Raw genomic sequence first — 23,635 nt, 5'->3', positions numbered from 1 at the left:
TCAATATTAAATCGGCAATACGGACGAAACAATGAAACAACACGAAACGGCAGATAATTCTCAAGGCCAGCTTTATATTGTACCTACTCCTATCGGGAATTTGTCTGATATTACCCAACGTGCACTCACCGTATTGCAAGCTGTTGATTTAATTGCTGCTGAAGACACCCGACACACCGGTTTACTGCTGCAACATTTCGCGATTAACGCCCGTTTGTTTGCCCTTCACGATCACAATGAGCAACAAAAAGCCGACACGCTGGTGGCGAAGCTCAAAGAGGGGCAGAACATTGCGCTGGTCTCCGATGCCGGGACGCCGCTGATTAACGATCCTGGCTACCATCTGGTGCGCACCTGTCGCGAAGCCGGTATTCGCGTTGTGCCACTGCCGGGGCCGTGCGCCGCCATTGCTGCGCTGAGCGCGGCCGGTCTGCCGTCCGACCGTTTCTGTTATGAAGGTTTCCTGCCTGCCAAATCCAAAGGCCGTCGTGATGTGTTGAAGGATCTGGAAGCGGAACCGCGTACCCTGATCTTTTACGAATCCACCCACCGCCTGCTGGAAAGCCTGGAAGACATGGTGACCGTCTGGGGAGAATCCCGCTACGTGGTGCTGGCGCGTGAGCTGACCAAAACCTGGGAAACCATTCACGGCGCGCCGGTAGGAGAACTACTGGCGTGGGTGAAGGAAGATGAAAACCGCCGCAAAGGCGAAATGGTGCTGATTGTCGAAGGGCATAAAGCGGAAGAGGATGCCCTGCCTGCCGATGCGCTGCGTACGCTGGCCTTGCTACAGGCCGAACTGCCGCTGAAGAAAGCGGCGGCATTAGCGGCGGAGATCCATGGCGTGAAGAAAAATGCGCTGTATAAGTATGCGCTGGAGCAGCAGGGGGAGTAACTCCTGCTACTGTTTTGCCGGGTGGCGGCTGCGCCTTGCCCGGCCTACAGATTTATGTACTCTTCTATTTACCTGGCATCGCCTCAAACACCAGCGTTTCCAGCGGCTGCAGTGTAATTACCACCGCGTTTTTGTACTCCTCCGGTACGGTTGAATTACTGCCGTACACCGCTTTCAGACTAAACTGCGCCGCGTCTCCCGTGGGGATTTCAAACTCTTTCGCTAAATCCAGGTAGTAGCTTTGCGGCTTATCCGACGGGTTACGCAAGCCGAGGATGGCTTTCTCTTTACTCCACGAAGCCCAGCCGTAAACCTGCAGCGCGGTTGGATCACCACCAATCCAGTGTGTATCCACCAGCACGCTGGCATTATCCCGCGACCATTTCGCGGCCTGCGCCAGCGTATCCCACTTCACCTTGTTCAGCATTGAAGGGGTGATATACAGCTCCTGCAACTGGGTGCCGGTGGCGAAGTAGCTCCAGACCTGATCGGCAAAATCGCTGTCCGTTTGCACCTTCTCCAGCCCGTAATAGGCGTTTTCTGCGCTGACGATGCCGTGATACATCAGCGAGTTCAGCGGGAACAGCGGGCCTTTACGCACAATGGAGCGGTACGTTTCCGCATCGCGGTAGGTCATCCACCGCTGTACCGGCGTGCCGGGACCGTACAGGTTGATGTCATCACCCTGACGCCAGATGGAATCCGCGTAGAACAGCCAGGACGGGCTGGCGTTGGTGCCTGTTGTCAGGTTGATAAACAGATTCGGGTTGGCGCTTCGCATGTTATGCAGCAGAGCAATAGAGGCGTCAAAATCCGAGGCATACGGGCTGCCCGGGATATGCGCGTTGGCGTTACCCATTCCGTCCAGCTTGAACGAGGTAATGTGTTCGTTTTTGATAAGCTTAACGATCTGCTCATTGAAGTTCTTAAAGTAGTTCGGTCCTGACAGCGCCAGCTTCCCGTCGACGGTTTCGAACCCATACTCTTTTGCATGCGAGACGCGAACGTCGCGCGGTTTGTTGTAGCCTCCCCACGGTGAGAGCCACAGTCCGACCGAGCTGTGCAGGCTGTCGGCTTTTTCCCGTACTTTGCCAAAACCGTTGCTGAATGCCGGGCCAAAAAGCCAGCGCCCGGTAAGATCGTCCCAGCCATCGTCCAGCAGGAAGGCATCCAGCGCCACGCCACGTCCGGCGATAAATTCCTTATTCCATTCGTCCATCCGCCCCAGCACGTCCTGTTCGGAATAGGGGGTAAAGAAGCCAATATCCATCCAGCTGTTGTAGTGCAGGTAAGGCTTATACGGACGCGGACGCACGGCATTAATAAACTGGTTCACGCTGCGGCGCAGCTGGCTGGTTTCCGGGAAGGTGCCGAAGTAGGTGGTATAGCTGACCGGCGTTGCGGGCTGAATCGGCGTTTTCAACTCTACATTAAGGTTGGTCGTCGCTTCATAGGCGTAGGTGTTAACGATGGGCTTGTCCGGGAGAATAAAGAACGAGTCCGCGACAATCGGCGAGCTGTTGATCGCCCCGTCAACGTAAGGGGCCTGTGTCTGCTTTTTCGTCGGGAAGAAGGTGATTTTCGCCACGTCACGCGGCTGGCCTACAGCCGCGAGGGTGTAATCGATGCTGGCGTAATTATCCTTCACCAGGTTGAGCTTCACCGTCACGTTAAAATCCGGATGGGTAAAGTCGATGACAATGGCGCTGTCCTGCTTTTCGACGTGCTTGATTTTGAAATCAGCGGTGTGAATTTTGGTTTCGTCCGCCAGCGTCAGAAAGAACAACTCCTGCGGGGTGATGGGGTGGTTGGCCTTTTTATCAGTCACCACCACCGTTGAATTGGCGTCATCAAAGGACAGGGCAATTTTGTCGTTAGTGAGCGTGTAGTTCGCAGCCATCGTGCCATGGGAAACGCACAGGGCAAGCAATGAGAGGGTGAGGATTTTTTTCATCAGGGTAAGATCCTTTTGGTTATGCTTCTGTCGGAAGCAGCAGCCTGTTCGCTGAGCCGCAAACGGTGATTTTGCTTCGGACCACCTCTTTCATGGCGTCCATCCCGACGCGCATGTAGAAGCGCGGATCGTTGCCCTGCGGGTTCTCGGCAAACCAGGCTTTGACCGCGTCTGAGAAGGCGATTTTCAGCTCGGTTGCGACGTTAACTTTGCATACCCCCAGTTCAATGGTGCGGCGTACATCGTCATCCGGAACATCGCTCGCACCGTGCAACACCAGCGGCACCGTTACCACCTCGCGGATCTCAGCCAGGCGCTGGAAGTCAATTTTGGGGCGTTTGGTATAGAGGCCATGCGCGGTGCCGATGGCGACGGCGAGGCTGTCCACGCCGGTCAGCTCAACGAAGCGTTTCGCCTCCTGCGGGTCGGTCAGAAATGCGCTTTCGGCGTCGACGCTCATGTCATCTTCCACACCCCCCAGACGCCCCAGTTCGGCCTCAACGCTACAGTCGTTGAGGTGGCAGAAATCAACCACCGATTTCACCAGCTTCACGTTTTGTTCAAACGGAAAATGGCTGCCGTCGATCATCGCGCTGCGTACGCCGGCATGTACCTTGCGACGAATGTCATCCAGCGATTCGTGATGATCGAGATGCAGCGCCAGCGGCATGTCGTAGCTGAGGGAGTATGCGCTGCACAGGGCATAGATCTCTTCCAGCGCAATATGTTTAAAGGTGCCCGGCGTCCCGGCGAGGATCACGGGCGATCGCATTTCGCTGCACACTTCAAGGATCGCCTGGATCGTCTCGGCGTTATGGATGTTAAAGGCCGGAACGGCATAGCCCTTTGCCTGCGCGTCCTGCAGAAGATATTTGGTCGAAATAATACTCATAATACGATCCTCTTAAGCCTGCCACGGATGAATAACCACGCCCTGAACCACGCGGTTGACCGTTCCGCTGGCGGATGGCGTGTCCGGCGTATTTCCAACATGCAGAGACTGGGTCAGTGCAAAGACCTGGGCGTAGATCAGGAAGCAGAACGCCTGCTCCATATCGTTAAACGGACGGGAAGGCGGCAGCAGGATATGCGGCCCCGCTTCAATAACCGGATCGTTTTCAGCGGCGATGGCAACCACGCGCATGGCCTGGCGATCGCGGCGAAGTTCGGCCAGCAGATCCAGATCGTACTGACGCGTATACGGATGGCTGGAGATAAACACCACCACCAGCGTTTCGTTATCCACCAGTGACTTAGGTCCGTGACGAAAGCCCGTTGGCGAATCGTAAAACGCCGCCAGCTTGCCCGCGGTCAGCTCCAGCACCTTCAGCGCCGATTCGCGCGCCGCGCCCTGCAGACCGCCGCTTCCCAGATACACAACGCGTTTCCACGGTTCGTTGCCAAAGACGCCCTGGCTGAAATCCCCGAGCGAGGTGAGGATCGCCTGGCAGCGATCGGCCACGTCACGGAAGCTTTGGCTGCCGATCGTCTCTGGTGCGAATACAGCCAGGCAGCTTGCCATCATGGTGGTAATGCTGCTGGTCATCGCGAACCCGCGATCGTGCGTTTCGGCAGGCATCAGCAGGGCAAAGGCGTTATCACCGTCGACCGCGTTCTGGTACAGGCTTCCCGCTTCGTTGCAGGTGATCGACAGGTGGTAGCACTCCGGCACGAACCGGTTTGCCAGCTCAACGGCGGCGACGCTCTCCGGGCTATTGCCGGAGCGGGCAAAAGAGACCAGCAGCAGCGGGTGCGCCGGGCTGAAGTAATCCATCGGGTTGGTGACCAGATCGGTTGTCGGTATGGCAGAAACATTTTTCCCGGTGTGGCTCGCAAGCCAGGGGGCAATTATCTCGCCAATAAACGCGGAGGTGCCCGCGCCGGTGAGGACGATCCGCAGATCGTGCTTACGCAGCAGCGGCGTCAGGAAACCGTCAATCGAGGTGCGCAGATTATCAATGTTGTTGAGTGAGCGGATCCAGCTGGCAGGCTGCTGGCGGATCTCCTCTTCGGTCCAGGTGCCGGTTGTGGCGGCGGCGGTGGTTTGTGGCATAACTCAGTCCTTAGTCGTGTGAAATCCACATCAGACGCTGGCAAACGTGTCGCTATCTTTCGTTTCGTTTCACTTGTTCACATTAGCAGTTAAATAAAATCTATAGAAAAGAAATCGAAAGTTCAATGAAAGAAAAGAAATAAAACGAAAAGTGTGATCGTGAAAGGAAAGGGAAGGATCAAGGAAAGGAAAAGAAAGGCCTTACGATCTGATGCCGTAAGGCCACCGGAACACGCTATGTAAGACTACAAAGGCGAGCGCTGGGAAAGTAACCGAATCATATTCCTTCCTCTGCGGGGGCTTCCTCGCGACAGCGACCCAGTTCATCCACCAGGCTGGTCAGGCCGCGGTGGCCACACGCCAGCGCCTGCAGACGAAACGCTTCGCTGCTTAACCCGTCACGTTCCAGCACCATTTCCAGCAAAAGCTGCAGGTTGGTGCCGGTAATCACTTCGCTACCCGGTCTTTGCATCGCGAGCGTTGACGCCACGCGAAACGGCGTGCCGCCGAGAAGATCGGTGAGAAAAATAATATCCTGCTGTGGATCCAGCTCACTCACCGCCTGCGCAAGCTGAGCGGTCAGCCTGGCAGTAGTGGAGGTTTCCGGAAAATCGATGGCGATAAACTGCGGCTGCTCGCCAAGGATCTGCCTCATCGCCTGTTCAAGCCCGCTGGCAAAGCCGCCGTGCCCCGTCAAAATAATGCCTAACATCGCAACCTCTTTGCTTTTACAGGAAGTGACAGAATTTACCGACAACGCCCAGCACTACGGTGATGCCAATCAGGCGCAGCGGGCTCCAGCCGCGGCGCACCAGCCAGAACATGGTCAGGGTGTAAACCAGCGGTAAAAAAGCGGGCATCAGCTTGTCAATCACGTCGGTTTGCAGCTTAACAACTGCATCCCCGGCTTTGATTTCGAGCGTGGTATTCAGGCGCACGTAGGTCGCCACCAGCGCACCGATCACCGTCATCCCCACAATGGACGCAGCATGGCCGACCTTTTTGGTGTTGGCTTTAATAAGCGGAATGGCCGCCACGCCCATCCGGTAAGCGTAATGCGCCAGGCCAAAACGCAGGCCGAGGTGCACCACGTTAAACAGGACGATAAAGACCACGGCGCCCAGAATCGACCCCTGCAGTGCCAGGCTGGCGCCGATACCGCCGCAGATGGGCAGCAGGGTCAGCCAGAACATGGCGTCGCCGATGCCGCCGAGCGGAGCACCGACCGCAATTTTGGTGCTCTGAATGCTGTTTACATCCTGCTTGGAACGCTCCATTGCCAGGATAATGCCGATAACAAAGGTCACCAGAAACGGGTGGGTATTAAAGAACCCCATGTGGCCTTTCATGGCGCGCGCCAGGTCACGCTTATTGGTGTGGATCTTTTTCAGGGCAGGCAGTAGCCCATACAGCCAGCCGGAGGCCTGCATACGCTCGTAGTTGAACGACGCCTGTAACAGCATGGAGCGCCAGGCCACGCGGTTAATGTCTTTCTTCGTCAGCTCCGCGCCAATGGTCTGGTCTTCATAGACGTTTTCATTCACGCCGGTGAGCAGGGTCTCTTCATTTTCAGAGATGCCCGGCAGGGTGGTTTGGTTAGATGCCATCTTCGAATTCCTCTTTCTGAGCTGCGGGAGCCGCCGGTTCAGGTGATTTACGCATCAGGTCAATCAGCGCCATTGCCAGTGCCGCTGCTGCAATCGCCAGCACCGGAAGCTTCAGCCAGGCCGCGGCGACAAAACCAATAATGAAGTAAGGGATGTAGACGTTTTTCATCATGATCTTCAGCAGCACGGCGAAGCCGATGGCTGGCATGATGCCGCCCGCGACGCCAAGGCCGTCTATCAGACGTTCCGGCAGGACATCAATGGCGGTTTTCGCGTGTTCCGCACCGAAGTAAATCGGCAGAAATGCACACAGGAAGTAGAAGATACCCAGCGCCAGCAGGGCGAGATAGTTAACCCGCTCAATGCCGTTGGTGTCCGCATTGGCCGCCATGCGATCGCAGCGGGACATCACGCCGGACATCACGGAGAAGAGGAAGGTGATACCCATCTGAACCGCCACGGCAAACGGCACCGCGACCCCAACGGCGACATCCGGCTTCACGCCCGTGGTGATGGCAAACGTGGTGCCGACGATAGTGCCGATAATCACGTTTGGCGGCTGCGCGCCCGCAAGCGGCACCAGACCCATCCAGACCAGCTCTAACGTACCGCCGGTCAGGATCCCGGTATGCAGATCGCCCAGAATCAGACCGACCAGGGGGCCAAGCACCACCGGGCGGTGCATATGTGTTAAGCCGTTAAACATATCCAGGCCCGCGATAAAGGCAAGAAGCCCCAGCGCGAATGCCTGCAACAGACTGATTTCCATTGTGAATCCCTCAAAGCAGTTTAAAGAGATCCAAAGCGGTCTCTGTTGGGACGCCCTGAACAAAGCATTCCACCCCGGCCGCTTTCAGGCCGTTGAACGCTGCGATATCGTTCGCGTCGACAGAGACCGTTTTGGCAATTTGCTGTTTGCCACTGGCGTAGTGCATGTTTCCGACATTGATACGGGTGATAGGTACGCCGCCTTCAACCAGCTTCAGAAAATCGGCGGGTGATTTGCAGACCAGCAGAATTTTCTGGCGGTCAGCGGCGCGGTGAATGTTGTCGATCGTTTTTTGCAGCGACCAGAAACGCACGGCGATCCCTTCCGCGAGTACCATTTCCATCAGGTTTTGTTGAACCGGATCGTCTGCAACCTCGTCATTTGCCACCAGCACCAGGTTTGCCCCCGCAAACCCCACCCACTGCACGCCCACCTGTCCGTGGATCAGGCGTTCATCAATGCGGCATAAGACAATGTTTGGCATAGCGTTTTCCTCTTTTTAATTATGCGTGTGGAGTCGTTACGCCTTCGCAGGCGGCATGGTACTGCTGGAGTATGTCCTGAATGTGGTCAATGATGAGTTCCCGTGGCGTTGACTTGAGAGCGTCCTCGCGAACTTTGCTGTACTGCAGTGGCAGATACTGGCTGATAAGCGGCAGCGGGATGGGTTCGTCTGCCAGGTTGCGCACCAGTCGTTCAAAGGCGTCGTCAATCTGGCTGTCCGGCCAGTAATAGCGCACGCGGTCGGAGTAGCTGTAGCCGCGCGCCAGACGCCGCGCATTGCCGTCGCCGTGGTAGTGGCTTTGCCAGTATTCCGGGCGATCGAGCATCACGTTTTCCAGAACGTGACGCAGACCCGAGCTGGCTTTCGCTGGCAGCAGTTCTTCTTCAATGGCGGCCAGTGAGAACAGCGCTTCGCGCAGGGCAAAGGTCAGGGCAGGGCCGACTTTTAAAATAGCGAAGTGATCGTTCACCAACTGACGCAGCGCCTGCGGCGTCTGGTAATCGGTGGAGTGCGCTTCAAACACCAGTGTGTCGTACCCTTCGACCATTTCACTCAGCGCGACGGCTTTTTTGGGCTGATAGTCACAGACGTGCGCGTGGTCGAACTCCACACCCGGCTGGACCACAAGGCCAATGATGCGCGGCCAGATGTCGTTTAAGCCTTCCTTTTCGAACGCGTGGCGGTGGGCTTCAAGGGTGGCGCGTGCTGCCTCTGGCGTGGTGACGTCAAGTTCGGTGAGCGTGTCGTGTGCGCCACCCGGGACCGGCACTTCCGTGCCGATAACGTAGACCAGATCGGATTCACCAAACTGCTCGCGACAGGTCGCTTCGGCAACCTTAGCCAGACGCGCGGCGCGCCCGGCGACAATCGCGTCGGTCAAGGGGACCGGATCGTCCTCGCAGGACATGCTGCAGTCGAGATGGATCTTCTTGAACCCGGCTGCCACGTAGCTTTTGATCAGATCGTCGGCGTTCGTCATCGCCTGCAGAGCAGGCAGGTTTTGCCAGCGGTTAGGTCCTAAATGATCGCCGCCGAGGATCAGCTGTGATGTCGGGAAACCAAGCGATTGCGCCAGCTTACAGACGAACCCGTGGAAATCGGCGGGGGTCATGCCGGTATAGCCGCCAAACTGATCCACCTGGTTTGAGGTCGCTTCAATCAGCAGTGGCGTCTGGCGTGAATGGGCGTAACGAATGGCAGCTTCAAGCACCAGTGGATGTGCGGAACAGACGGCATAAATCCCGTTTGCATTCCCCCGTTTATGTTGTTCCACCATTTCTGTCAGATGTTTCACTTTCCTCTCCATTTCGGATGGTAATGATATTTATCTTTCGTTTTGTTTCATTTAATCCTGCATTATGGTGGTGTAAAAATAAAACGAAAGATAATGGTTTTCCGATCTGTTTCACAAAAGAAACATAATGAAAGGTTTCAGCTATAGGAAGGCTTACGTGTGTCCGCCAGACAGCACTTGCATTCGCTAAAAAGAAAGGCGTTAATAGACAAAACGAAATGAAACGAAAGTTAATTTATTAAGGATCTCGTATGAGCAGCAGCGATTCATCCGCAGAGAAGCGCATCACCGGTACCAGTGAAAGGCGAGAGCAGATCATTCAGCGGTTGCGGGCGCAGGGAAGCGTGCAGGTTAACGATCTTTCACATCTGTACGGCGTGTCGACGGTGACGATCCGTAACGATCTGGCGTTTCTGGAAAAGCAGGGGATTGCCGTTCGCGCCTACGGCGGGGCGCTGATCTGCGAAGGGAATGCGCCTGGCGTCGAGCCTTCCGTTGAGGATAAAAGCTCGCTCAATACGGCGGTGAAGCGTAGCATCGCCCAGGCCGCCGCCGCGCTGGTGAAGCCGGGGCACCGCATTATTCTGGATTCCGGCACCACGACGTTTGAGATCGCCCGTATGCTGCGCCAGCACACGGACGTCATTGCGATGACCAACGGGATGAACGTGGCGAATGCGTTGCTGGAAGCAGAAGGGGTAGAGCTGCTGATGACCGGAGGGCACTTGCGGCGTCAGTCGCAGTCCTTCTACGGCGACCAGGCGGAACAGTCCTTACAGAATTATCACTTTGATCTGCTGTTCCTGGGCGTTGACGCTATCGATCTCGATCGCGGTGTGAGCACGCACAACGAGGATGAAGCACGCCTGAACCGCAAAATGTGCGAGGTGGCAGAGCGTATTATTGTCGTGACAGACTCCAGCAAGTTTAACCGCTCAAGCCTGCATAAAATCATTGATACGCAACGGATTGATATGATTATTGTCGATGAAGGCATTCCTGCGGAAAGCCTGGATGGGCTGCGGAAAAGCGGGATTGACGTGGTGCTGGTTTAAGTTTTTTACCCTCTCCCCTATGGGGAGAGGGCAGGGTGAGGGGCCATCACGTCACCGGCGCCGGGTTAAACACCGCCAGCTGATTATGCAGCCCCCACTGGTCCGAGAACGTTTTCTTCCGCCCGCTCGCCACATCCAGAATGAAGTGGAACAGTTTCCAGCCCACGTCTTCAATACTCTCTTCCCCGGTGGCAATAGTTCCCGCGTTGATATCCATTAAGTCATACCAGCGGTTTGCCAGCTCGGTGCGGGTCGCCATCTTGATCACCGGGACCGCCATCAGGCCGTAGGGCGTGCCGCGCCCGGTAGTAAACACCTGCACCGTAATACCCGACGCCACCTGCTGAGTGCCGCAAACAAAGTCGCTGGCAGGCGTAGCCGCATAAATCAGGCCGCGCTTCGTCGGGCGCTGGCCCGGAGAGAGCACTTCCACAATCGCGCTCTGGCCGGATTTGGCAATCGAACCGAGGGCTTTTTCTACCACGTTCGCCAGGCCGCCTTTCTTGTTCCCCGGAGACGGGTTGGCGCTGCGGTCGGTTTTGCCCATATCGAGATAGTTATCGTACCAGGCCATCTCCTCAAGCAGGCGTTTGCCCACCTCTTCGTTGACGGCGCGCGGCGTGAGTAAATGGATAGCATCACGCACCTCGGTCACTTCAGAGAACATCACCGTGGCGCCGCAGCGAACCAGCAGATCGGACGCATAGCCCACCGCCGGGTTAGCCGTCACGCCGGAAAACGCATCGCTGCCGCCGCACTGGGTGCCCACCACCAGTTCCGACGCCGGGCACGTTTCGCGCTGGCGGCGGTTGAGTTTATCCAGATGACGCTCTGCTACCTGCAGAATATCGTCGACCATTGACCGGAAACCAACGTGGCGCTCGTCCTGCAGGCGCACAATGCTGGCCTCATCCGCCGGAATGGCTTTGACATCTTCGGTGCCCTGCAGCAGGCGCTCTGGCTGCAATTTTTCACAGCCGAGACCAATCACCATTACCTCACCGCCAAAGTTCGGGTTCAGGGCGATATTGTGAATGGTACGGATAGGCACAACCGCCGCTGGTGCGTTGATCGCTACGCCGCAGCCGTACAGGTGGTTAAGACCCACCACGCCGTCGACGTTCGGGTACTTCGGCAGCAGATCGCGCTCAATGATTTTCACCACGTAATCCACCACGCCCGCCACGCAGTGCACGCTGGTGGTAATGCCGAGCAGGTTTTTGGTGCCGACGCTGCCGTCCGCATTGCGGTAGCCTTCAAAGGTATAGCCCTCCAGCGGCGGCAAAGCTTCAGGAACGCGGGTCGCCAGCGGAAGCGTATTCAGCGGCGGTGCTTCTGGCAGCGTCACCAGAGACTCCTCAATCCAGCTACCCTGGGGAATAGCGCGCACCGCATAGCCGATGACTTCGCCGTAGCGCACGATTTCTCCGTGGGCAGGAATATCCACCAGCGCGACCTTGTGTCCCTGCGGAATATGCTCAATCAGCTCCAGCCCGTCCGGGAAGCGGGTGCCTGCTTTTAAGCCATTGTCGTTGACAATAATCGCCACGTTATCCGTATCGTGAACTTTAATATAAAACGCTGTCGGCGATGCCTCTCTAATTGCAATATCGGCCATTATTCACTCTTCTCCGGCAAAGTTTCAGCTATGAAAAATAACTCGTTGGATAATCGTTTTCTTAACGCAGAAATAAAGCATGTCAGGAGAGGAAACGTGAAAATGTGATCGCGATCGGTTCAGGCGGACTAATCCTTGATTCTGTGCATTAGCGCCCACTGCTTTGTGCATATGCTCAAAATAGCGTTGAAATGCAGCGCGATACTTGAGCATCAAAACAATGTGCTGCCGTGTAGAGCCGATTATACTGAATGACGATTTTATAACGCCAATATTCAGTCAGAGAAATAAATATAAAGAATCTGTTCTGGAATAAATAATACTGGCTAAAACTGCGGAATGAAAAAGGGTTAAGTGATGAATAACGATATCTTCCCGAATAAGTTTAAAGCCGCCCTCGCGGCGCACCAGATTCAGATTGGCTGTTGGTCGGCGCTGGCAAACCCCATCAGCACCGAAGTGCTGGGCCTGGCCGGGTTCGACTGGCTGGTGCTGGACGGTGAACATGCGCCGAACGATATCAGCACCTTTATTCCGCAGCTGATGGCGCTGAAAGGCAGCCCCAGCGCGCCGGTGGTGCGCGTGCCAACTAACGAGCCGGTGATTATCAAGCGTCTGCTGGATATCGGTTTCTACAATTTCCTGATCCCGTTTGTGGAAACGGAAGAACAGGCGGCGCTGGCCGTGGCCTCTACGCGCTATCCGCCAGAAGGGATCCGTGGCGTCTCCGTATCGCACCGCGCCAACATGTTTGGCACCGTGCCGGACTACTTCGCCCAGTCCAATAACAACATCACCATTCTGGTCCAAATCGAGAGCCAGCAGGGCGTTGATAACGTCGATGCGATTGCAGCCACAAACGGCGTGGACGGTATCTTCGTTGGCCCAAGCGATCTGGCTGCCGCCTTTGGCCATCTGGGCAACGCCAGCCACCCTGACGTGCAGCGCGCTATCCAGCACATCTTTGCCCGCGCCAAAGCGCACGGCAAACCGTGCGGCATTCTGGCGCCGGTTGAAGCCGATGCCCGCCGCTACCTGGAATGGGGCGCGACCTTCGTTGCCGTCGGCAGCGACCTCGGCGTATTCCGCTCGGCCACGCAGAAATTAGCGGACGCTTTTAAAAAATAACCATCATTGAGGAAACAGATTATGACGCTGAAAGTGGGTTTTATTGGTCTTGGGATCATGGGTAAACCAATGAGTAAGAACCTGATTAAAGCGGGTTACTCACTGGTGGTATCCGATCACAATCCGCAGTCTGTGGCTGAAGTGATGGCGGCGGGCGCGGAAACAGCCAGTACCGCCAAAGCCATTGCTGAGCAGTGCGATGTCATCATTACCATGCTGCCAAATTCTCCGCACGTTAAAGAGGTCGCGCTGGGGGAGAACGGCATCATCGAGGGGGCGAAGCCGGGCCTGGTGCTGATTGATATGAGCTCTATCGCCCCGCTCGCGAGCCGGGAAATCAGCGAGGCGTTAAAAGCGAAGGGCGTCGAGATGCTGGATGCGCCCGTCAGCGGCGGCGAGCCGAAAGCCATCGACGGTACCCTTTCGGTAATGGTGGGCGGCGATAAGGCCGTGTTCGACAAATACTATGACCTGATGAAAGCGATGGCCGGCTCCGTGGTTCATACCGGTGAAATTGGTGCGGGCAACGTCACCAAGCTCGCGAACCAGGTGATTGTGGCGCTGAACATTGCCGCCATGTCTGAGGCACTGACGCTGGCAACCAAAGCGGGCGTCAATCCGGATCTGGTCTATCAGGCGATACGTGGCGGCCTGGCGGGCAGTACCGTGCTGGATGCCAAAGCGCCGATGGTGATGGATCGTAACTTCAAACCCGGTTTCCGCATTGACCTGCACATCAAAGATCTGGCGAACGCGCTGGATACGTCTCACGGCGTAGGTGCACAGCTGCCGCTTACCGCTGCGGTCATGGAGATGATGCAGGCGCTGCGTGCGGATGGCCTGGGCACGGCCGATCACAGTGCGATTGCGTGCTACTACGAAAAACTGGCGAAGGTGGAAGTGGCGCGTTAATAGCATCTTGCCTGCGCCTGAGGGTGACAGCGGCGCGCAAACCCTCTATACTGCGCGCCGAAGCTGACCAGACAGTCGCCGCTTCGTCGTCGTCCCTTTCGGGGGAGACGGGCGGAGGGGAGGAAAGTCCGGGCTCCATAGGGCAGGGTGCCAGGTAACGCCTGGGGGGGAAACCCACGACCAGTGCAACAGAGAGCAAACCGCCGATGGCCCGCGCAAGCGGGATCAGGTAAGGGTGAAAGGGTGCGGTAAGAGCGCACCGCGCGGCTGGTAACAGTCCGTGGCACGGTAAACTCCACCCGGAGCAAGGCCAAATAGGGGTTCACATGGTACGGCCCGTACTGAACCCGGGTAGGCTGCTTGAGCCAGTGAGCGATTGCTGGCCTAGATGAATGACTGTCCACGACAGAACCCGGCTTATCGGTCAGCTTCAACTTCTTTCAGAACCCCGCTTCGGCGGGGTTTTTGCTTTTAGGGTGTCGTAGCCAGGTAAGCGCATCGCCACCCGGCAACTTGCACAAACGACATCAATTCTCATATTTGCGACATTAAGCACATTTCACTGCATTACCCCTTCCGGTATCGCTGTGCCTCTCGCAGATGATCGTCATCACAAAATTTCGCGCTAAAAAAGAGTGAATTTACAGTATTGTTAATTTGTTGCGAATGTTAACTGAACGATCGCAAATATTTTCTTATTTGATATAAACATATTGAAATTAAAAACATTCATCATGTGAATGTGTGACGTATTCCACTCTTTATCCTTCGCCGACGAAAAAGCCACTGCAAAATTTGATAATTTGAAAGAATGTTTCAACGGAATAACGGTTATTTATTGGCCTTTAATTGCCTGAAAGATCGTCTTTACTGATTTTTTTAACGCAGAAAAATTTATCAAAGTTATCGCCATAAAATAAATTTATTACTGCTGCTTTTATTGATCGATATCAGCGTAATGGTGTGCCTGTATTTATCTATTATATTGATTTTATGATGTTTTTTAGGTTCTTGTTGTTCCCGTATAATGCACGAAAAAGCAAATTGTGAGTGACAGCACATACCCCCTTAAACAATATTGGGTAGAATCCGCTGCGTCATAGGGAAATAAGCGCAGAATATTATGAACACTATTATTCTACCGAAAACACAGCACCTCGTTGTATTTCAGGAAGTCATTAAAAGTGGCTCCATAGGTTCTGCCGCAAGACAGCTGGGCCTGACGCAACCCGCCGTCAGCAAAATCATCAGCGACATCGAATCTTACTTCGGCGTGGAAGTGATGGTGCGTAAAAATACCGGCGTAAAACTGACCGCTGCCGGGCAGGTTCTGCTCTCGTACTCAGAGTCGATCACCCGCGAAATGAAAAACATGGTGAGCGAAATTAACAGCCTCAGTTTCAGTACCGTCATGGACGTCTCCTTTGGCTATCCATCGCTGATCGGCTTCACCTTCCTGTCTGAAATGATCAAAAAATTCAAGGAAGTGTTCCCGAAAGCGCGCGTATCCATGTACGAAGCCCAGCTCTCCTCTTTCCTTCCGGCCATTCGCGACGGTCGGCTGGATTTCGCCATCGGCACGCTGAGCGACGAAATGCTGTTGCAGGATCTGCACGTCGAGCCGCTGTTTGAGTCCGAATTTGTGCTGGTTGCCAGTAAATCACGAACGTGCACCGGCCCGACGACACTGGCATCGCTCACGCATGAGCAGTGGGTGATGCCGCAAACCGATATGGGCTACTACAAAGAACTCCTGACTACCCTGCAAGACAACCACATCAGCATTGAAAGCATCGTCCAGACCGATTCCGTCGTCACCATCTATAACCTTGTGCTGAATGCCGATTACCTGACGGTCATTCCCCGCGACATGATTGCGCCGTTCGGTTCCGATCAATTTATTGTGCTGCCGGTGGAAGATGAATTACCCGTGGCGCGTTATGCCGCCGTGTGGTCGAAAAATTACAGAATTAAAAAATCGGCGTCAGTATTAGTTGAACTGGCAAAACAATATGCCTCAATGACCAGCGAAAGACGACGATGAAATATTAACTCCCTGGAAAGTATTTAATCATTTAAAAAAACACCCAGAGTTTTTTCTTTATGCTCTGATACCCTGACTTTGCCTGAAAAGAATGAATTATTATAACGAGGAAATTATGCATATTACTTACGATCTCCCGGTTACGATTGAAGATATACAGGATGCCAGAAAGCGGCTGGCAGGAAAAATCTATAAAACCGGCATGCCGCGCTCAAATTATCTCAGTGAACGTTGCAAAGGTGAGATATTCCTGAAGTTCGAAAACATGCAGCGCACCGGCTCGTTTAAAATTCGCGGTGCGTTTAATAAGTTAAGCTCGCTGACAGACGCGGAAAAACGCAAAGGCGTTGTTGCCTGCTCCGCTGGAAACCACGCGCAGGGCGTATCGCTTTCCTGTGCCATGCTCGGTATCGACGGCAAAGTGGTGATGCCGATGGGCGCGCCGAAATCCAAGGTTGCCGCTACCCGCGACTACTCCGCTGAAGTGGTGCTGCACGGCGAGAACTTTAACGACACCATCGCCAAAGTGAGCGAAATCGTCGAGATGGAAGGGCGCATATTTATCCCGCCTTATGATGACCCGAAAGTGATTGCCGGCCAGGGCACCATCGGCCTGGAAATCCTCGAAGATTTATACGACGTGGATAACGTGATTGTACCCATCGGCGGTGGCGGATTAATTGCCGGTATTGCGACAGCAATTAAATCCATCAACCCGACCATTAATATTATCGGTGTACAGTCTGAAAACGTTCACGGGATGGCGGTCTCTTATCAGGCCGGAGAAATAACCAATCATCGTGTTGCTGGCACATTAGCCGACGGCTGCGACGTGTCTCGTCCGGGTAAATTAACCTTCGAAATTGTTCGTGAATTAGTTGACGACATTGTACTGGTCAGCGAAGACGATATTCGCAATAGCATGATCGCGCTTATTCAGCGAAATAAAGTGGTGACGGAAGGCGCGGGCGCGCTGGCCTGCGCGGCGTTATTAAGCGGCAAGCTTGACCACTATATTCAGGGCCGTAAAACCGTCTGCATTATTTCCGGTGGCAATATCGATCTCTCCCGTGTTTCCCAAATTACCGGCTTCGTTGACGCATAAAGGTGACCTATGAGCAACACAGAAAGCATTATCGTTGGCCAGACAAAAACGTCCTCCTGGCGTAAGTCTGACACCACATGGACGCTTGGCCTGTTTGGTACCGCCATTGGCGCAGGCGTGCTGTTCTTCCCCATTCGCGCAGGCTTTGGCGGCTTGATCCCCATCCTGTTGATGCTGGTACTCGCCTTCCCGATTGCGTTTTACTGCCACCGCGCGCTGGCGCGCCTGTGCCTGTCTGGCAGTAACGTCTCCGGCAACATCACCGAAACGGTGGAAGAGCACTTCGGTAAAACCGGTGGGGTGGTGATCACTTTCCTCTATTTCTTTGCGATTTGCCCGCTGCTGTGGATTTACGGCGTCACCATTACCAACACCTTTATGACCTTCTGGGAAAACCAGCTCCAGATGCCCGCGCTGAACCGCGGCGTGGTGGCGCTGTTCCTGCTGCTGCTGATGGCTTTTGTTATCTGGTTCGGTAAAGACCTGATGGTGAAGGTGATGAGCTACCTGGTGTTCCCGTTCATCGCCAGCCTGGTGCTGATTTCCCTGTCGCTGATCCCGTACTGGAACTCGGCGGTAATCGACCAGGTCAACCTGAGCGATATCGCCTTCACCGGTCATGACGGCATTCTGGTCACGGTGTGGCTGGGTATCTCCATCATGGTTTTCTCCTTCAACTTCTCACCTATCGTCTCCTCGTTCGTGGTCTCCAAGCGCGAAGAGTACGAGCCGGAGTTCGGAAAAGAGTTTACCGAGCAGAAATGTTCCAAAATCATCGGTCGCGCCAGCATGCTGATGGTTGCCGTGGTGATGTTCTTCGCCTTCAGCTGCCTGTTTACGCTCTCTCCGCAGAACATGGCGGACGCCAAAGCGCAGAACATTCCGGTGCTCTCTTACCTGGCGAACCACTTCGCGTCGATGTCCGGAAGCAAATCCACGTTCGCGACGGTGCTCGAATACGGTGCCTCCATCATCGCGCTGGTCGCTATCTTCAAATCCTTCTTTGGCCACTACCTGGGCACGCTGGAAGGGCTGAACGGCCTGATCCTCAAGTTCGGCTACAAGGGCGATAAGAAGAAAGTCTCTGTTGGCAAGCTGAACACTATCAGCATGGTGTTCATCATGGGCTCCACCTGGGTTGTGGCCTACGCCAACCCGAACATTCTGGACCTTATTGAAGCCATGGGCGCGCCAATCATCGCCTCTCTGCTGTGCCTGCTGCCGATGTACGCCATCCGCAAGGCGCCTGCGCTGGCGAAATACAAAGGCCGCACCGAGAACATCTTCGTTACCGTGGTCGGCCTGCTGACCATTCTGAATATCGTTTACAAACTGTTCTAACCCAAAGCTCAGGAAGAGCGGAGTCACATGATGATTGAGTTTCCGGTAGTACTGGTTATTAACTGCGGATCGTCCTCTGTTAAGTTTTCGGTGCTGGATGCAGCAAGCTGCGATGCCCTGATGACGGGCATCGCGGAGGGCATCAACACCGAGAAGGCCTTTATTTCCGTGAACGGGGGTGAGCCGGCCAGGCTGGCTCACCAGGACTACGAAGGGGCGCTGGCTGCCATCGCCCTGGAGCTGGAGAAGCGTAACCTGACGAGCAGCGTGGCCTTAATTGGCCACCGCATTGCGCACGGTGGCGACCTCTTCAGCGAGTCGACCCTGATCACGGAAGAGGTGATTGAGCAAATCCGCCAGGTCTCCCCGCTGGCGCCGCTGCATAACTACGCCAACCTGAGCGGCGTGGAAGCCGCAGAACGTCTGTTCCCTGGCGTGCAGCAGGTGGCGGTGTTTGATACCAGCTTCCACCAGACGCTGCCACCGCAGGCGTATCTGTACGGTCTGCCGTACCGCTATTTTGAAGCGCTGGGCGTGCGGCGCTACGGCTTCCACGGCACCTCTCACCGCTACGTGGCCGGGCAGGCGCACGCGCTTCTCGGACTCTCCGCTGATGACAGCGGCCTGGTGATTGCCCATCTTGGCAACGGGGCGTCCATCTGCGCGGTGCGCAACGGCGAGAGCGTCGACACCTCCATGGGGATGACGCCGCTGGAAGGGCTGGTCATGGGGACGCGCTGCGGCGACGTGGACTTCGGCGCGATGGCGTGGATTGCCCAGCAGACCGGGCAGTCGTTTGAGGACCTGGAGCGCGTGGTCAATAAAGAGTCCGGATTGCTGGGGATCTCCGGCATCTCCTCCGATTTACGCGCGCTGGAAAAAGCCTGGCACGAGGGTAACGAGCGGGCACAACTGGCAATACACACCTTTGTTCACCGCATTGCGCGGCACATTGCGGGCCACGCCGCGTCGCTGCACCGTCTGGACGGGGTGATCTTTACCGGTGGCATTGGCGAAAACTCGATGCTTGTCCGCGCGCTGGTGGCCGAACATCTGAAAGTGTTCGGCATCATCCTCGACGACGCCAAAAACGCCCTGCCGGGCAGCGTGGGTGAGCGCGTGATCTCCACCGAGTCGTCCCGCGTGGCCTGCGCGGTAGTTCCTACCAACGAAGAAAAAATGATCGCGCTGGACGCCCTCCGTCTTGGGAAGGTCACCCCGGCTGCGGCTTACGCCTGATAAAGCGAGAAATACATGAAAGTAACAATCGATACGGGCGTCGCGCCTTACAGCGACGCATGGGCCGGGTTTCGCGGTGAAGAATGGAAAAACGCCGTCAACGTCCGCGATTTTATTCAGCATAACTACACCCCTTATGAAGGGGATGAAGCTTTCCTCGCGCAGGCGACGCCAGCAACGACGGCGCTGTGGCAGAAGGTGATGGTCGGCATTCGCCAGGAGAACGCCACCCACGCCCCGGTGGATTTCGACACCAACATTGCCACCACCATTACCGCCCACGGACCGGGCTATATCGACCAGGATCTGGAGACGATAGTCGGCCTGCAAACCGACAAGCCGCTCAAGCGTGCGCTGCATCCATACGGCGGGATCAACATGATCCGCAGTTCGTTCGAAGCCTACGGCAGGGAGATGGATCCGCAGTTCGAATACCTGTTTACCGACCTGCGCAAAACCCACAACCAGGGCGTGTTTGACGTCTATTCACCGGAGATGATGCGCTGCCGCAAATCCGGCGTGCTGACCGGCCTGCCGGACGGCTACGGGCGCGGGCGCATCATCGGCGACTATCGCCGCGTGGCGCTGTATGGCATCAGCTATCTGGTGCGCGAGCGTGAACTCCAGTTTACGGATCTGCAGGGCAGGCTGGAGCGCGGTGACGATCTGGAAGCCACGATCCGCCTGCGCGAGGAGCTGGCGGAGCACAGGCGCGCGCTGCTCCAGATCCAGCAGATGGCGGCGAACTACGGCTTTGATATCTCACGTCCGGCGATGAACGCCCGGGAAGCAGTGCAGTGGGTCTATTTTGCCTATCTTGCCGCGGTAAAATCCCAGAACGGCGGGGCGATGTCGCTGGGGCGCACGGCGTCGTTCCTCGATATCTACATCGAACGCGACATGCAGGCAGGACGGCTGGACGAAGTCCAGGCCCAGGAGCTGATTGACCACTTCATCATGAAGATCCGCATGGTGCGCTTCCTGCGCACGCCGGAGTTCGACACGCTCTTCTCCGGCGATCCGATCTGGGCGACGGAAGTGATCGGGGGGATGGGGCTGGATGGGCGCACGCTGGTGACCAAAAACAGCTTCCGTTATCTGCACACCCTGCACACTATGGGGCCTGCGCCGGAGCCGAACCTGACGATCCTCTGGTCAGAACAGCTGCCGATCGCGTTCAAGAAATACGCCGCGCAGGTGTCGATCGTCACCTCGTCGCTGCAGTATGAGAACGACGACCTGATGCGCGCGGACTTCAACAGCGACGACTACGCTATTGCCTGCTGCGTAAGCCCGATGGTGATCGGCAAGCAGATGCAGTTCTTCGGCGCACGCGCCAACCTGGCGAAAACGCTGCTGTACGCGATCAACGGCGGGGTGGACGAGAAGCTGAAGATCCAGATCGGCCCGAAAACCGAGCCGCTGCTGGATGACGTGCTGGACTACGACACCGTGATGGCGAGCCTCGATCACTTTATGGACTGGCTGGCGGTGCAGTACATTAGCGCGCTGAATCTCATTCACTATATGCATGATAAGTACAGCTACGAAGCCTCGCTGATGGCGCTGCACGACCGGGACGTCTATCGCACTATGGCCTGCGGCATTGCCGGGCTGTCGGTAGCCGCGGATTCCCTGTCGGCGATTAAATACGCCACGGTGAAGCCGGTGCGCGACCATACCGGCCTGGCGGTCGACTTCGTGATTGAAGGGGACTACCCGCAGTACGGCAACAACGACGACCGGGTGGACAGCATTGCCTGCGATCTGGTGGAGCGCTTTATGAAGAAAATTCAGGCGCTGCCAACCTACCGCAACGCGGTGCCAACCCAGTCGATCCTGACCATCACCTCCAACGTGGTTTACGGCCAGAAGACCGGGAACACGCCGGACGGACGCCGCGGCGGCACGCCGTTTGCCCCGGGCGCAAACCCGATGCACGGGCGTGACAGAAAAGGGGCGGTGGCCTCGTTAACCTCGGTCGCCAAACTGCCGTTCACCTATGCGAAAGACGGGATCTCCTACACCTTCTCCATCGTGCCGCAGGCCCTGGGCAAGGACGAACTGGTGCGCAAAACTAACCTGGTGGGGTTGCTGGACGGGTACTTCCATCACGAAGCGTCCATTGAGGGTGGGCAGCATCTGAACGTCAACGTCATGAACCGGGAGATGCTGCTGGATGCCATTGCACACCCGGAGAACTACCCGAACCTGACAATTCGCGTATCCGGCTATGCGGTACGGTTTAACGCCCTGACGCGCGAGCAGCAGCAGGACGTGATTTCGCGGACGTTTACGCAATCCATCTGACGCAAATGGCACCTCATGCCCCCTCAGTGCAGGGGGCTTTTTTTGCCCGCTAACCATACAAAATTGTTTATATAATTACTCACACATATTCATCCGCTCTTGAAAAACAATGCTCCTGCTTTTTCCTATAACAGAATGTAAGGACAGTAAGATGATGAAAATGACCCGTATTGTTTTGGTTGCTGCCTCACTGGCGGCGTGCAGTTTTACGGCGCAGGCCGCGAACGTAGAAGCTGCCCCGTCCCCATCACAGGATCCGCTGGTGCAGCATCTCAAGCTCAGCAACGAGCAGGTGCAGAAGATTGAAGGCCTGCATAAGCAGCTTGAAGAAAACGTCAGCAAGATCCCGATGACGGGGGTGAAGGACGGCGCGCTGATTGATATGTTCCAGGCGGGTAAATGGGACGAAAGCACGGTGAAAAACCAGCTTGCCGCCTTCAGCAAAATTGAAGAGCAGACCCGCTATTACCGTGTGAAATACTACTTCGACGTCAGCCAGGTATTGACGCCGGAACAGCGTAAGCAGATTAGAACCGATATGGCTAACGCGCTGGCAGAGTGATTCAGGAATCAATCATTTAAAATGAGACCTCACAGAATCGCTTTAATTAGATTCTGTGAGAATGAATTCTAAACATCATGCCGACGCACGTTCATTCCATGCATCAGCAAACTGAATATTCCCGTCGCAATAGGTCCAGGTCGCTTTTTCGTAGCGCAATTGAACAGATTCAAGGTGGCCAGTACCAGGGCAGTTACGTGTATCGTTAACAATAGGGGAGATAGAGACAACTTTCACACCTTCGAGCTCAGTTCTAAAGTATTCAACCTCCCAACCTGCGTCATTAATTCGGTAATATCTAATTTCAACTTTCTTAAGGTTTTGCCCTGTCGCTACCGCCTTATAAAGATAAGGAGATGAGCTATCAATTTCCTTCTCGAACAGGAAAGGCGCGTGTTTCCTCGTTCCGGTTAATCTTCCGGAGAGTGGATCGGTTGGAATACTCAAATTATGGGTTAAACCTCTAATTTCAACACTCCCTTCACGATCCTGAACATCACATGAACCTTTAATGAGTGAGCCACCGTCGTCATAGAACCAAATGTGAACAGGTACGGCCATGATAAAAACTCCTTCTATAAATCAATCGTGTATCCATTTTCCTGCTTTTACCGCTTCGGCAAACATTCTTACCGTCAATGGCTTTGATATTTGCTTAACCGGTTCTTTAGTAAACCATTTCCTGAAAAACCAGGTTTGAGTCCAGGGGAAATAATTTCCAGTGTTAACTTCAATAAGATACTTTTTTTCGAATCGCTCAATGGCATATACGATATCATCCAGATCCGTGTAATCCTGTAAAACATCATCTATCCCGAGGGGAATCCGTTTACCCGTAAATGTGCCTTGTTCTGGTAAATTATCCCTGAAGAATTTTAAAACATCAGCTTCACTGTTCATCTTCACCAAATCCGGTCTTTTGGGTGAGCAATCGTATTATATCTTGAAAGCGTTTTGTAACTTATCATTGCCACATCTGCAGCAAGTATGGTTATCCCTAATGCAGGTATCCATCGTCCAATGAACGCACCTAAATTTTTGGTATACATTGGTTTTCTGTATTTAAAGCTTGCAAGTGTAATTGTAGGTAATCGATGTGGTAACTGGACATTCAGAAGATCTCGCAGGTACTTAGATGCCACAGATGTACCTATAGTTGCCGTTTCTGGCTTTGTTCTTGTTTCAAGTATAGGTAAGCCAAGAATCATCGTGGCCATCATTACTACATCCTTTAATCCACCATA

At 55.0% G+C, this 23,635-nt stretch carries 22 protein-coding genes and 1 other RNA gene; 11 read left to right on the top strand and 12 right to left on the bottom strand.

Annotated elements, in window-relative coordinates; genetic code table 11:
• Nucleotides 1-31 precede the first annotated feature (31 nt).
• Nucleotides 32-895, top strand: a complete 864-nt coding sequence (rsmI, locus tag D5066_RS15585; RefSeq protein ID WP_080328298.1) for a 16S rRNA (cytidine(1402)-2'-O)-methyltransferase — start codon at nt 32-34, stop codon at nt 893-895.
• 64 nt (nt 896-959) lie between these two features.
• Here the strand turns inward: rsmI and D5066_RS15580 are convergent, their stop codons facing one another.
• From D5066_RS15580 to kbaZ, 8 genes are all read right to left on the bottom strand, one after another.
• Complete coding sequence (locus D5066_RS15580; protein WP_119916470.1) at nt 960-2,849, bottom strand: alpha-galactosidase; 1,890 nt, start codon at nt 2,847-2,849, stop codon at nt 960-962.
• Between the two features lie 19 nt (nt 2,850-2,868).
• Nucleotides 2,869-3,741 (bottom strand): tagatose-bisphosphate aldolase subunit KbaY, encoded by an 873-nt coding sequence (gene kbaY / locus D5066_RS15575; RefSeq protein ID WP_080328296.1) that lies wholly within the window; start codon nt 3,739-3,741, stop codon nt 2,869-2,871.
• A 12-nt stretch (nt 3,742-3,753) separates the two neighbouring features.
• Nucleotides 3,754-4,902 (bottom strand): SIS domain-containing protein, encoded by a 1,149-nt coding sequence (locus D5066_RS15570; protein WP_119916469.1) that lies wholly within the window; start codon nt 4,900-4,902, stop codon nt 3,754-3,756.
• Between the two features lie 277 nt (nt 4,903-5,179).
• Nucleotides 5,180-5,614, bottom strand: coding sequence for a PTS galactosamine/N-acetylgalactosamine transporter subunit IIA (agaF, locus tag D5066_RS15565; RefSeq protein WP_080328294.1), 435 nt, complete (start codon nt 5,612-5,614; stop codon nt 5,180-5,182).
• Between the two features lie 16 nt (nt 5,615-5,630).
• Nucleotides 5,631-6,509 carry a PTS N-acetylgalactosamine transporter subunit IID gene (gene agaE, locus D5066_RS15560; RefSeq protein ID WP_119916468.1) on the bottom strand — a complete coding sequence of 293 codons (879 nt, stop codon included), beginning with the start codon at nt 6,507-6,509 and terminating at the stop codon, nt 5,631-5,633.
• Entirely contained in the window at nt 6,499-7,278 is a 780-nt protein-coding gene (gene agaW / locus D5066_RS15555) for a PTS N-acetylgalactosamine transporter subunit IIC (protein WP_119916467.1), read from the bottom strand. The genes agaE and agaW overlap by 11 nt, the downstream gene beginning before the upstream one ends.
• A gap of 10 nt (nt 7,279-7,288) precedes the next feature.
• Nucleotides 7,289-7,762, bottom strand: coding sequence for a PTS N-acetylgalactosamine transporter subunit IIB (agaV, locus tag D5066_RS15550; RefSeq protein WP_061096976.1), 474 nt, complete (start codon nt 7,760-7,762; stop codon nt 7,289-7,291).
• Nucleotides 7,763-7,781: 19 nt separating this feature from the next.
• Nucleotides 7,782-9,089 (bottom strand): tagatose-bisphosphate aldolase subunit KbaZ, encoded by a 1,308-nt coding sequence (gene kbaZ, locus D5066_RS15545; protein WP_119916466.1) that lies wholly within the window; start codon nt 9,087-9,089, stop codon nt 7,782-7,784.
• 239 nt (nt 9,090-9,328) lie between these two features.
• On the opposite strand from kbaZ, the gene D5066_RS15540 reads away from it, so the two are divergent.
• Complete coding sequence (locus D5066_RS15540; RefSeq protein ID WP_061096978.1) at nt 9,329-10,132, top strand: DeoR family transcriptional regulator; 804 nt, start codon at nt 9,329-9,331, stop codon at nt 10,130-10,132.
• 46 nt (nt 10,133-10,178) lie between these two features.
• Here D5066_RS15540 and garD read toward each other — a convergent pair whose 3' ends face one another.
• Nucleotides 10,179-11,750 carry a galactarate dehydratase gene (gene garD, locus D5066_RS15535; protein ID WP_119916465.1) on the bottom strand — a complete coding sequence of 524 codons (1,572 nt, stop codon included), beginning with the start codon at nt 11,748-11,750 and terminating at the stop codon, nt 10,179-10,181.
• Nucleotides 11,751-12,107: 357 nt separating this feature from the next.
• Between garD and garL the strand changes: the two genes are divergently transcribed.
• From garL to D5066_RS15490, 9 genes are all read left to right on the top strand, one after another.
• The gene (gene garL / locus D5066_RS15530) at nt 12,108-12,878 is read left to right on the top strand and encodes a 2-dehydro-3-deoxyglucarate aldolase (protein ID WP_032659754.1); all 771 of its coding nucleotides are present in this window, start codon (nt 12,108-12,110) and stop codon (nt 12,876-12,878) included.
• A 21-nt stretch (nt 12,879-12,899) separates the two neighbouring features.
• Entirely contained in the window at nt 12,900-13,790 is an 891-nt protein-coding gene (gene garR, locus D5066_RS15525) for a 2-hydroxy-3-oxopropionate reductase (RefSeq protein ID WP_080328287.1), read from the top strand.
• A 59-nt stretch (nt 13,791-13,849) separates the two neighbouring features.
• Nucleotides 13,850-14,226, top strand: an RNA gene (gene rnpB / locus D5066_RS15520) — RNase P RNA component class A.
• 687 nt (nt 14,227-14,913) lie between these two features.
• Nucleotides 14,914-15,834 carry a transcriptional regulator TdcA gene (gene tdcA / locus D5066_RS15515; RefSeq protein ID WP_080328286.1) on the top strand — a complete coding sequence of 307 codons (921 nt, stop codon included), beginning with the start codon at nt 14,914-14,916 and terminating at the stop codon, nt 15,832-15,834.
• A 115-nt stretch (nt 15,835-15,949) separates the two neighbouring features.
• Nucleotides 15,950-16,939 (top strand): bifunctional threonine ammonia-lyase/L-serine ammonia-lyase TdcB, encoded by a 990-nt coding sequence (gene tdcB, locus D5066_RS15510; RefSeq protein WP_119916516.1) that lies wholly within the window; start codon nt 15,950-15,952, stop codon nt 16,937-16,939.
• 9 nt (nt 16,940-16,948) lie between these two features.
• Nucleotides 16,949-18,280 carry a threonine/serine transporter TdcC gene (gene tdcC, locus D5066_RS15505; RefSeq protein ID WP_061096983.1) on the top strand — a complete coding sequence of 444 codons (1,332 nt, stop codon included), beginning with the start codon at nt 16,949-16,951 and terminating at the stop codon, nt 18,278-18,280.
• 30 nt (nt 18,281-18,310) lie between these two features.
• On the top strand, nt 18,311-19,519 hold the full coding sequence (gene tdcD / locus D5066_RS15500) for a propionate kinase (protein ID WP_119916515.1): 1,209 nt from the start codon (nt 18,311-18,313) through the stop codon (nt 19,517-19,519).
• A gap of 15 nt (nt 19,520-19,534) precedes the next feature.
• Nucleotides 19,535-21,829, top strand: a complete 2,295-nt coding sequence (pflB, locus tag D5066_RS15495) for a formate C-acetyltransferase (protein ID WP_119916464.1) — start codon at nt 19,535-19,537, stop codon at nt 21,827-21,829.
• Nucleotides 21,830-21,980: 151 nt separating this feature from the next.
• Nucleotides 21,981-22,391 (top strand): Spy/CpxP family protein refolding chaperone, encoded by a 411-nt coding sequence (locus D5066_RS15490; RefSeq protein WP_119916463.1) that lies wholly within the window; start codon nt 21,981-21,983, stop codon nt 22,389-22,391.
• A 75-nt stretch (nt 22,392-22,466) separates the two neighbouring features.
• Here D5066_RS15490 and D5066_RS15485 read toward each other — a convergent pair whose 3' ends face one another.
• The 3 genes from D5066_RS15485 to D5066_RS15475 form a co-directional block, all read right to left on the bottom strand.
• Nucleotides 22,467-22,952 (bottom strand): Hcp family type VI secretion system effector, encoded by a 486-nt coding sequence (locus tag D5066_RS15485; RefSeq protein WP_010435904.1) that lies wholly within the window; start codon nt 22,950-22,952, stop codon nt 22,467-22,469.
• Between the two features lie 21 nt (nt 22,953-22,973).
• Complete coding sequence (locus D5066_RS15480) at nt 22,974-23,291, bottom strand: DUF1493 family protein (RefSeq protein ID WP_080328283.1); 318 nt, start codon at nt 23,289-23,291, stop codon at nt 22,974-22,976.
• A 2-nt stretch (nt 23,292-23,293) separates the two neighbouring features.
• Nucleotides 23,294-23,635: STM2901 family protein (locus D5066_RS15475; RefSeq protein WP_119916462.1), on the bottom strand; the 342-nt coding region annotated here is incomplete at its 5' end.

This window comes from Enterobacter chuandaensis, assembly GCF_003594915.1.
GTDB classification, from domain to species: Bacteria; Pseudomonadota; Gammaproteobacteria; order Enterobacterales; family Enterobacteriaceae; genus Enterobacter; species Enterobacter chuandaensis.
This window is presented reverse-complemented; position numbering and strand designations above follow the sequence as displayed.

What these genes read in the sequence shown, in the direction of transcription:
- rsmI (WP_080328298.1), top strand. Translation starts at nt 32, where the DNA reads ATGAAACAACACGAAACGGCAGATAATTCTCAAGGCCAGCTTTATATT.
- D5066_RS15580 (WP_119916470.1), bottom strand. Translation starts at nt 2,849, where the DNA reads ATGAAAAAAATCCTCACCCTCTCATTGCTTGCCCTGTGCGTTTCCCAT.
- kbaY (WP_080328296.1), bottom strand. Translation starts at nt 3,741, where the DNA reads ATGAGTATTATTTCGACCAAATATCTTCTGCAGGACGCGCAGGCAAAG.
- D5066_RS15570 (WP_119916469.1), bottom strand. Translation starts at nt 4,902, where the DNA reads ATGCCACAAACCACCGCCGCCGCCACAACCGGCACCTGGACCGAAGAG.
- agaF (WP_080328294.1), bottom strand. Translation starts at nt 5,614, where the DNA reads ATGTTAGGCATTATTTTGACGGGGCACGGCGGCTTTGCCAGCGGGCTT.
- agaE (WP_119916468.1), bottom strand. Translation starts at nt 6,509, where the DNA reads ATGGCATCTAACCAAACCACCCTGCCGGGCATCTCTGAAAATGAAGAG.
- agaW (WP_119916467.1), bottom strand. Translation starts at nt 7,278, where the DNA reads ATGGAAATCAGTCTGTTGCAGGCATTCGCGCTGGGGCTTCTTGCCTTT.
- agaV (WP_061096976.1), bottom strand. Translation starts at nt 7,762, where the DNA reads ATGCCAAACATTGTCTTATGCCGCATTGATGAACGCCTGATCCACGGA.
- kbaZ (WP_119916466.1), bottom strand. Translation starts at nt 9,089, where the DNA reads ATGGAGAGGAAAGTGAAACATCTGACAGAAATGGTGGAACAACATAAA.
- D5066_RS15540 (WP_061096978.1), top strand. Translation starts at nt 9,329, where the DNA reads ATGAGCAGCAGCGATTCATCCGCAGAGAAGCGCATCACCGGTACCAGT.
- garD (WP_119916465.1), bottom strand. Translation starts at nt 11,750, where the DNA reads ATGGCCGATATTGCAATTAGAGAGGCATCGCCGACAGCGTTTTATATT.
- garL (WP_032659754.1), top strand. Translation starts at nt 12,108, where the DNA reads ATGAATAACGATATCTTCCCGAATAAGTTTAAAGCCGCCCTCGCGGCG.
- garR (WP_080328287.1), top strand. Translation starts at nt 12,900, where the DNA reads ATGACGCTGAAAGTGGGTTTTATTGGTCTTGGGATCATGGGTAAACCA.
- tdcA (WP_080328286.1), top strand. Translation starts at nt 14,914, where the DNA reads ATGAACACTATTATTCTACCGAAAACACAGCACCTCGTTGTATTTCAG.
- tdcB (WP_119916516.1), top strand. Translation starts at nt 15,950, where the DNA reads ATGCATATTACTTACGATCTCCCGGTTACGATTGAAGATATACAGGAT.
- tdcC (WP_061096983.1), top strand. Translation starts at nt 16,949, where the DNA reads ATGAGCAACACAGAAAGCATTATCGTTGGCCAGACAAAAACGTCCTCC.
- tdcD (WP_119916515.1), top strand. Translation starts at nt 18,311, where the DNA reads ATGATTGAGTTTCCGGTAGTACTGGTTATTAACTGCGGATCGTCCTCT.
- pflB (WP_119916464.1), top strand. Translation starts at nt 19,535, where the DNA reads ATGAAAGTAACAATCGATACGGGCGTCGCGCCTTACAGCGACGCATGG.
- D5066_RS15490 (WP_119916463.1), top strand. Translation starts at nt 21,981, where the DNA reads ATGATGAAAATGACCCGTATTGTTTTGGTTGCTGCCTCACTGGCGGCG.
- D5066_RS15485 (WP_010435904.1), bottom strand. Translation starts at nt 22,952, where the DNA reads ATGGCCGTACCTGTTCACATTTGGTTCTATGACGACGGTGGCTCACTC.
- D5066_RS15480 (WP_080328283.1), bottom strand. Translation starts at nt 23,291, where the DNA reads ATGAACAGTGAAGCTGATGTTTTAAAATTCTTCAGGGATAATTTACCA.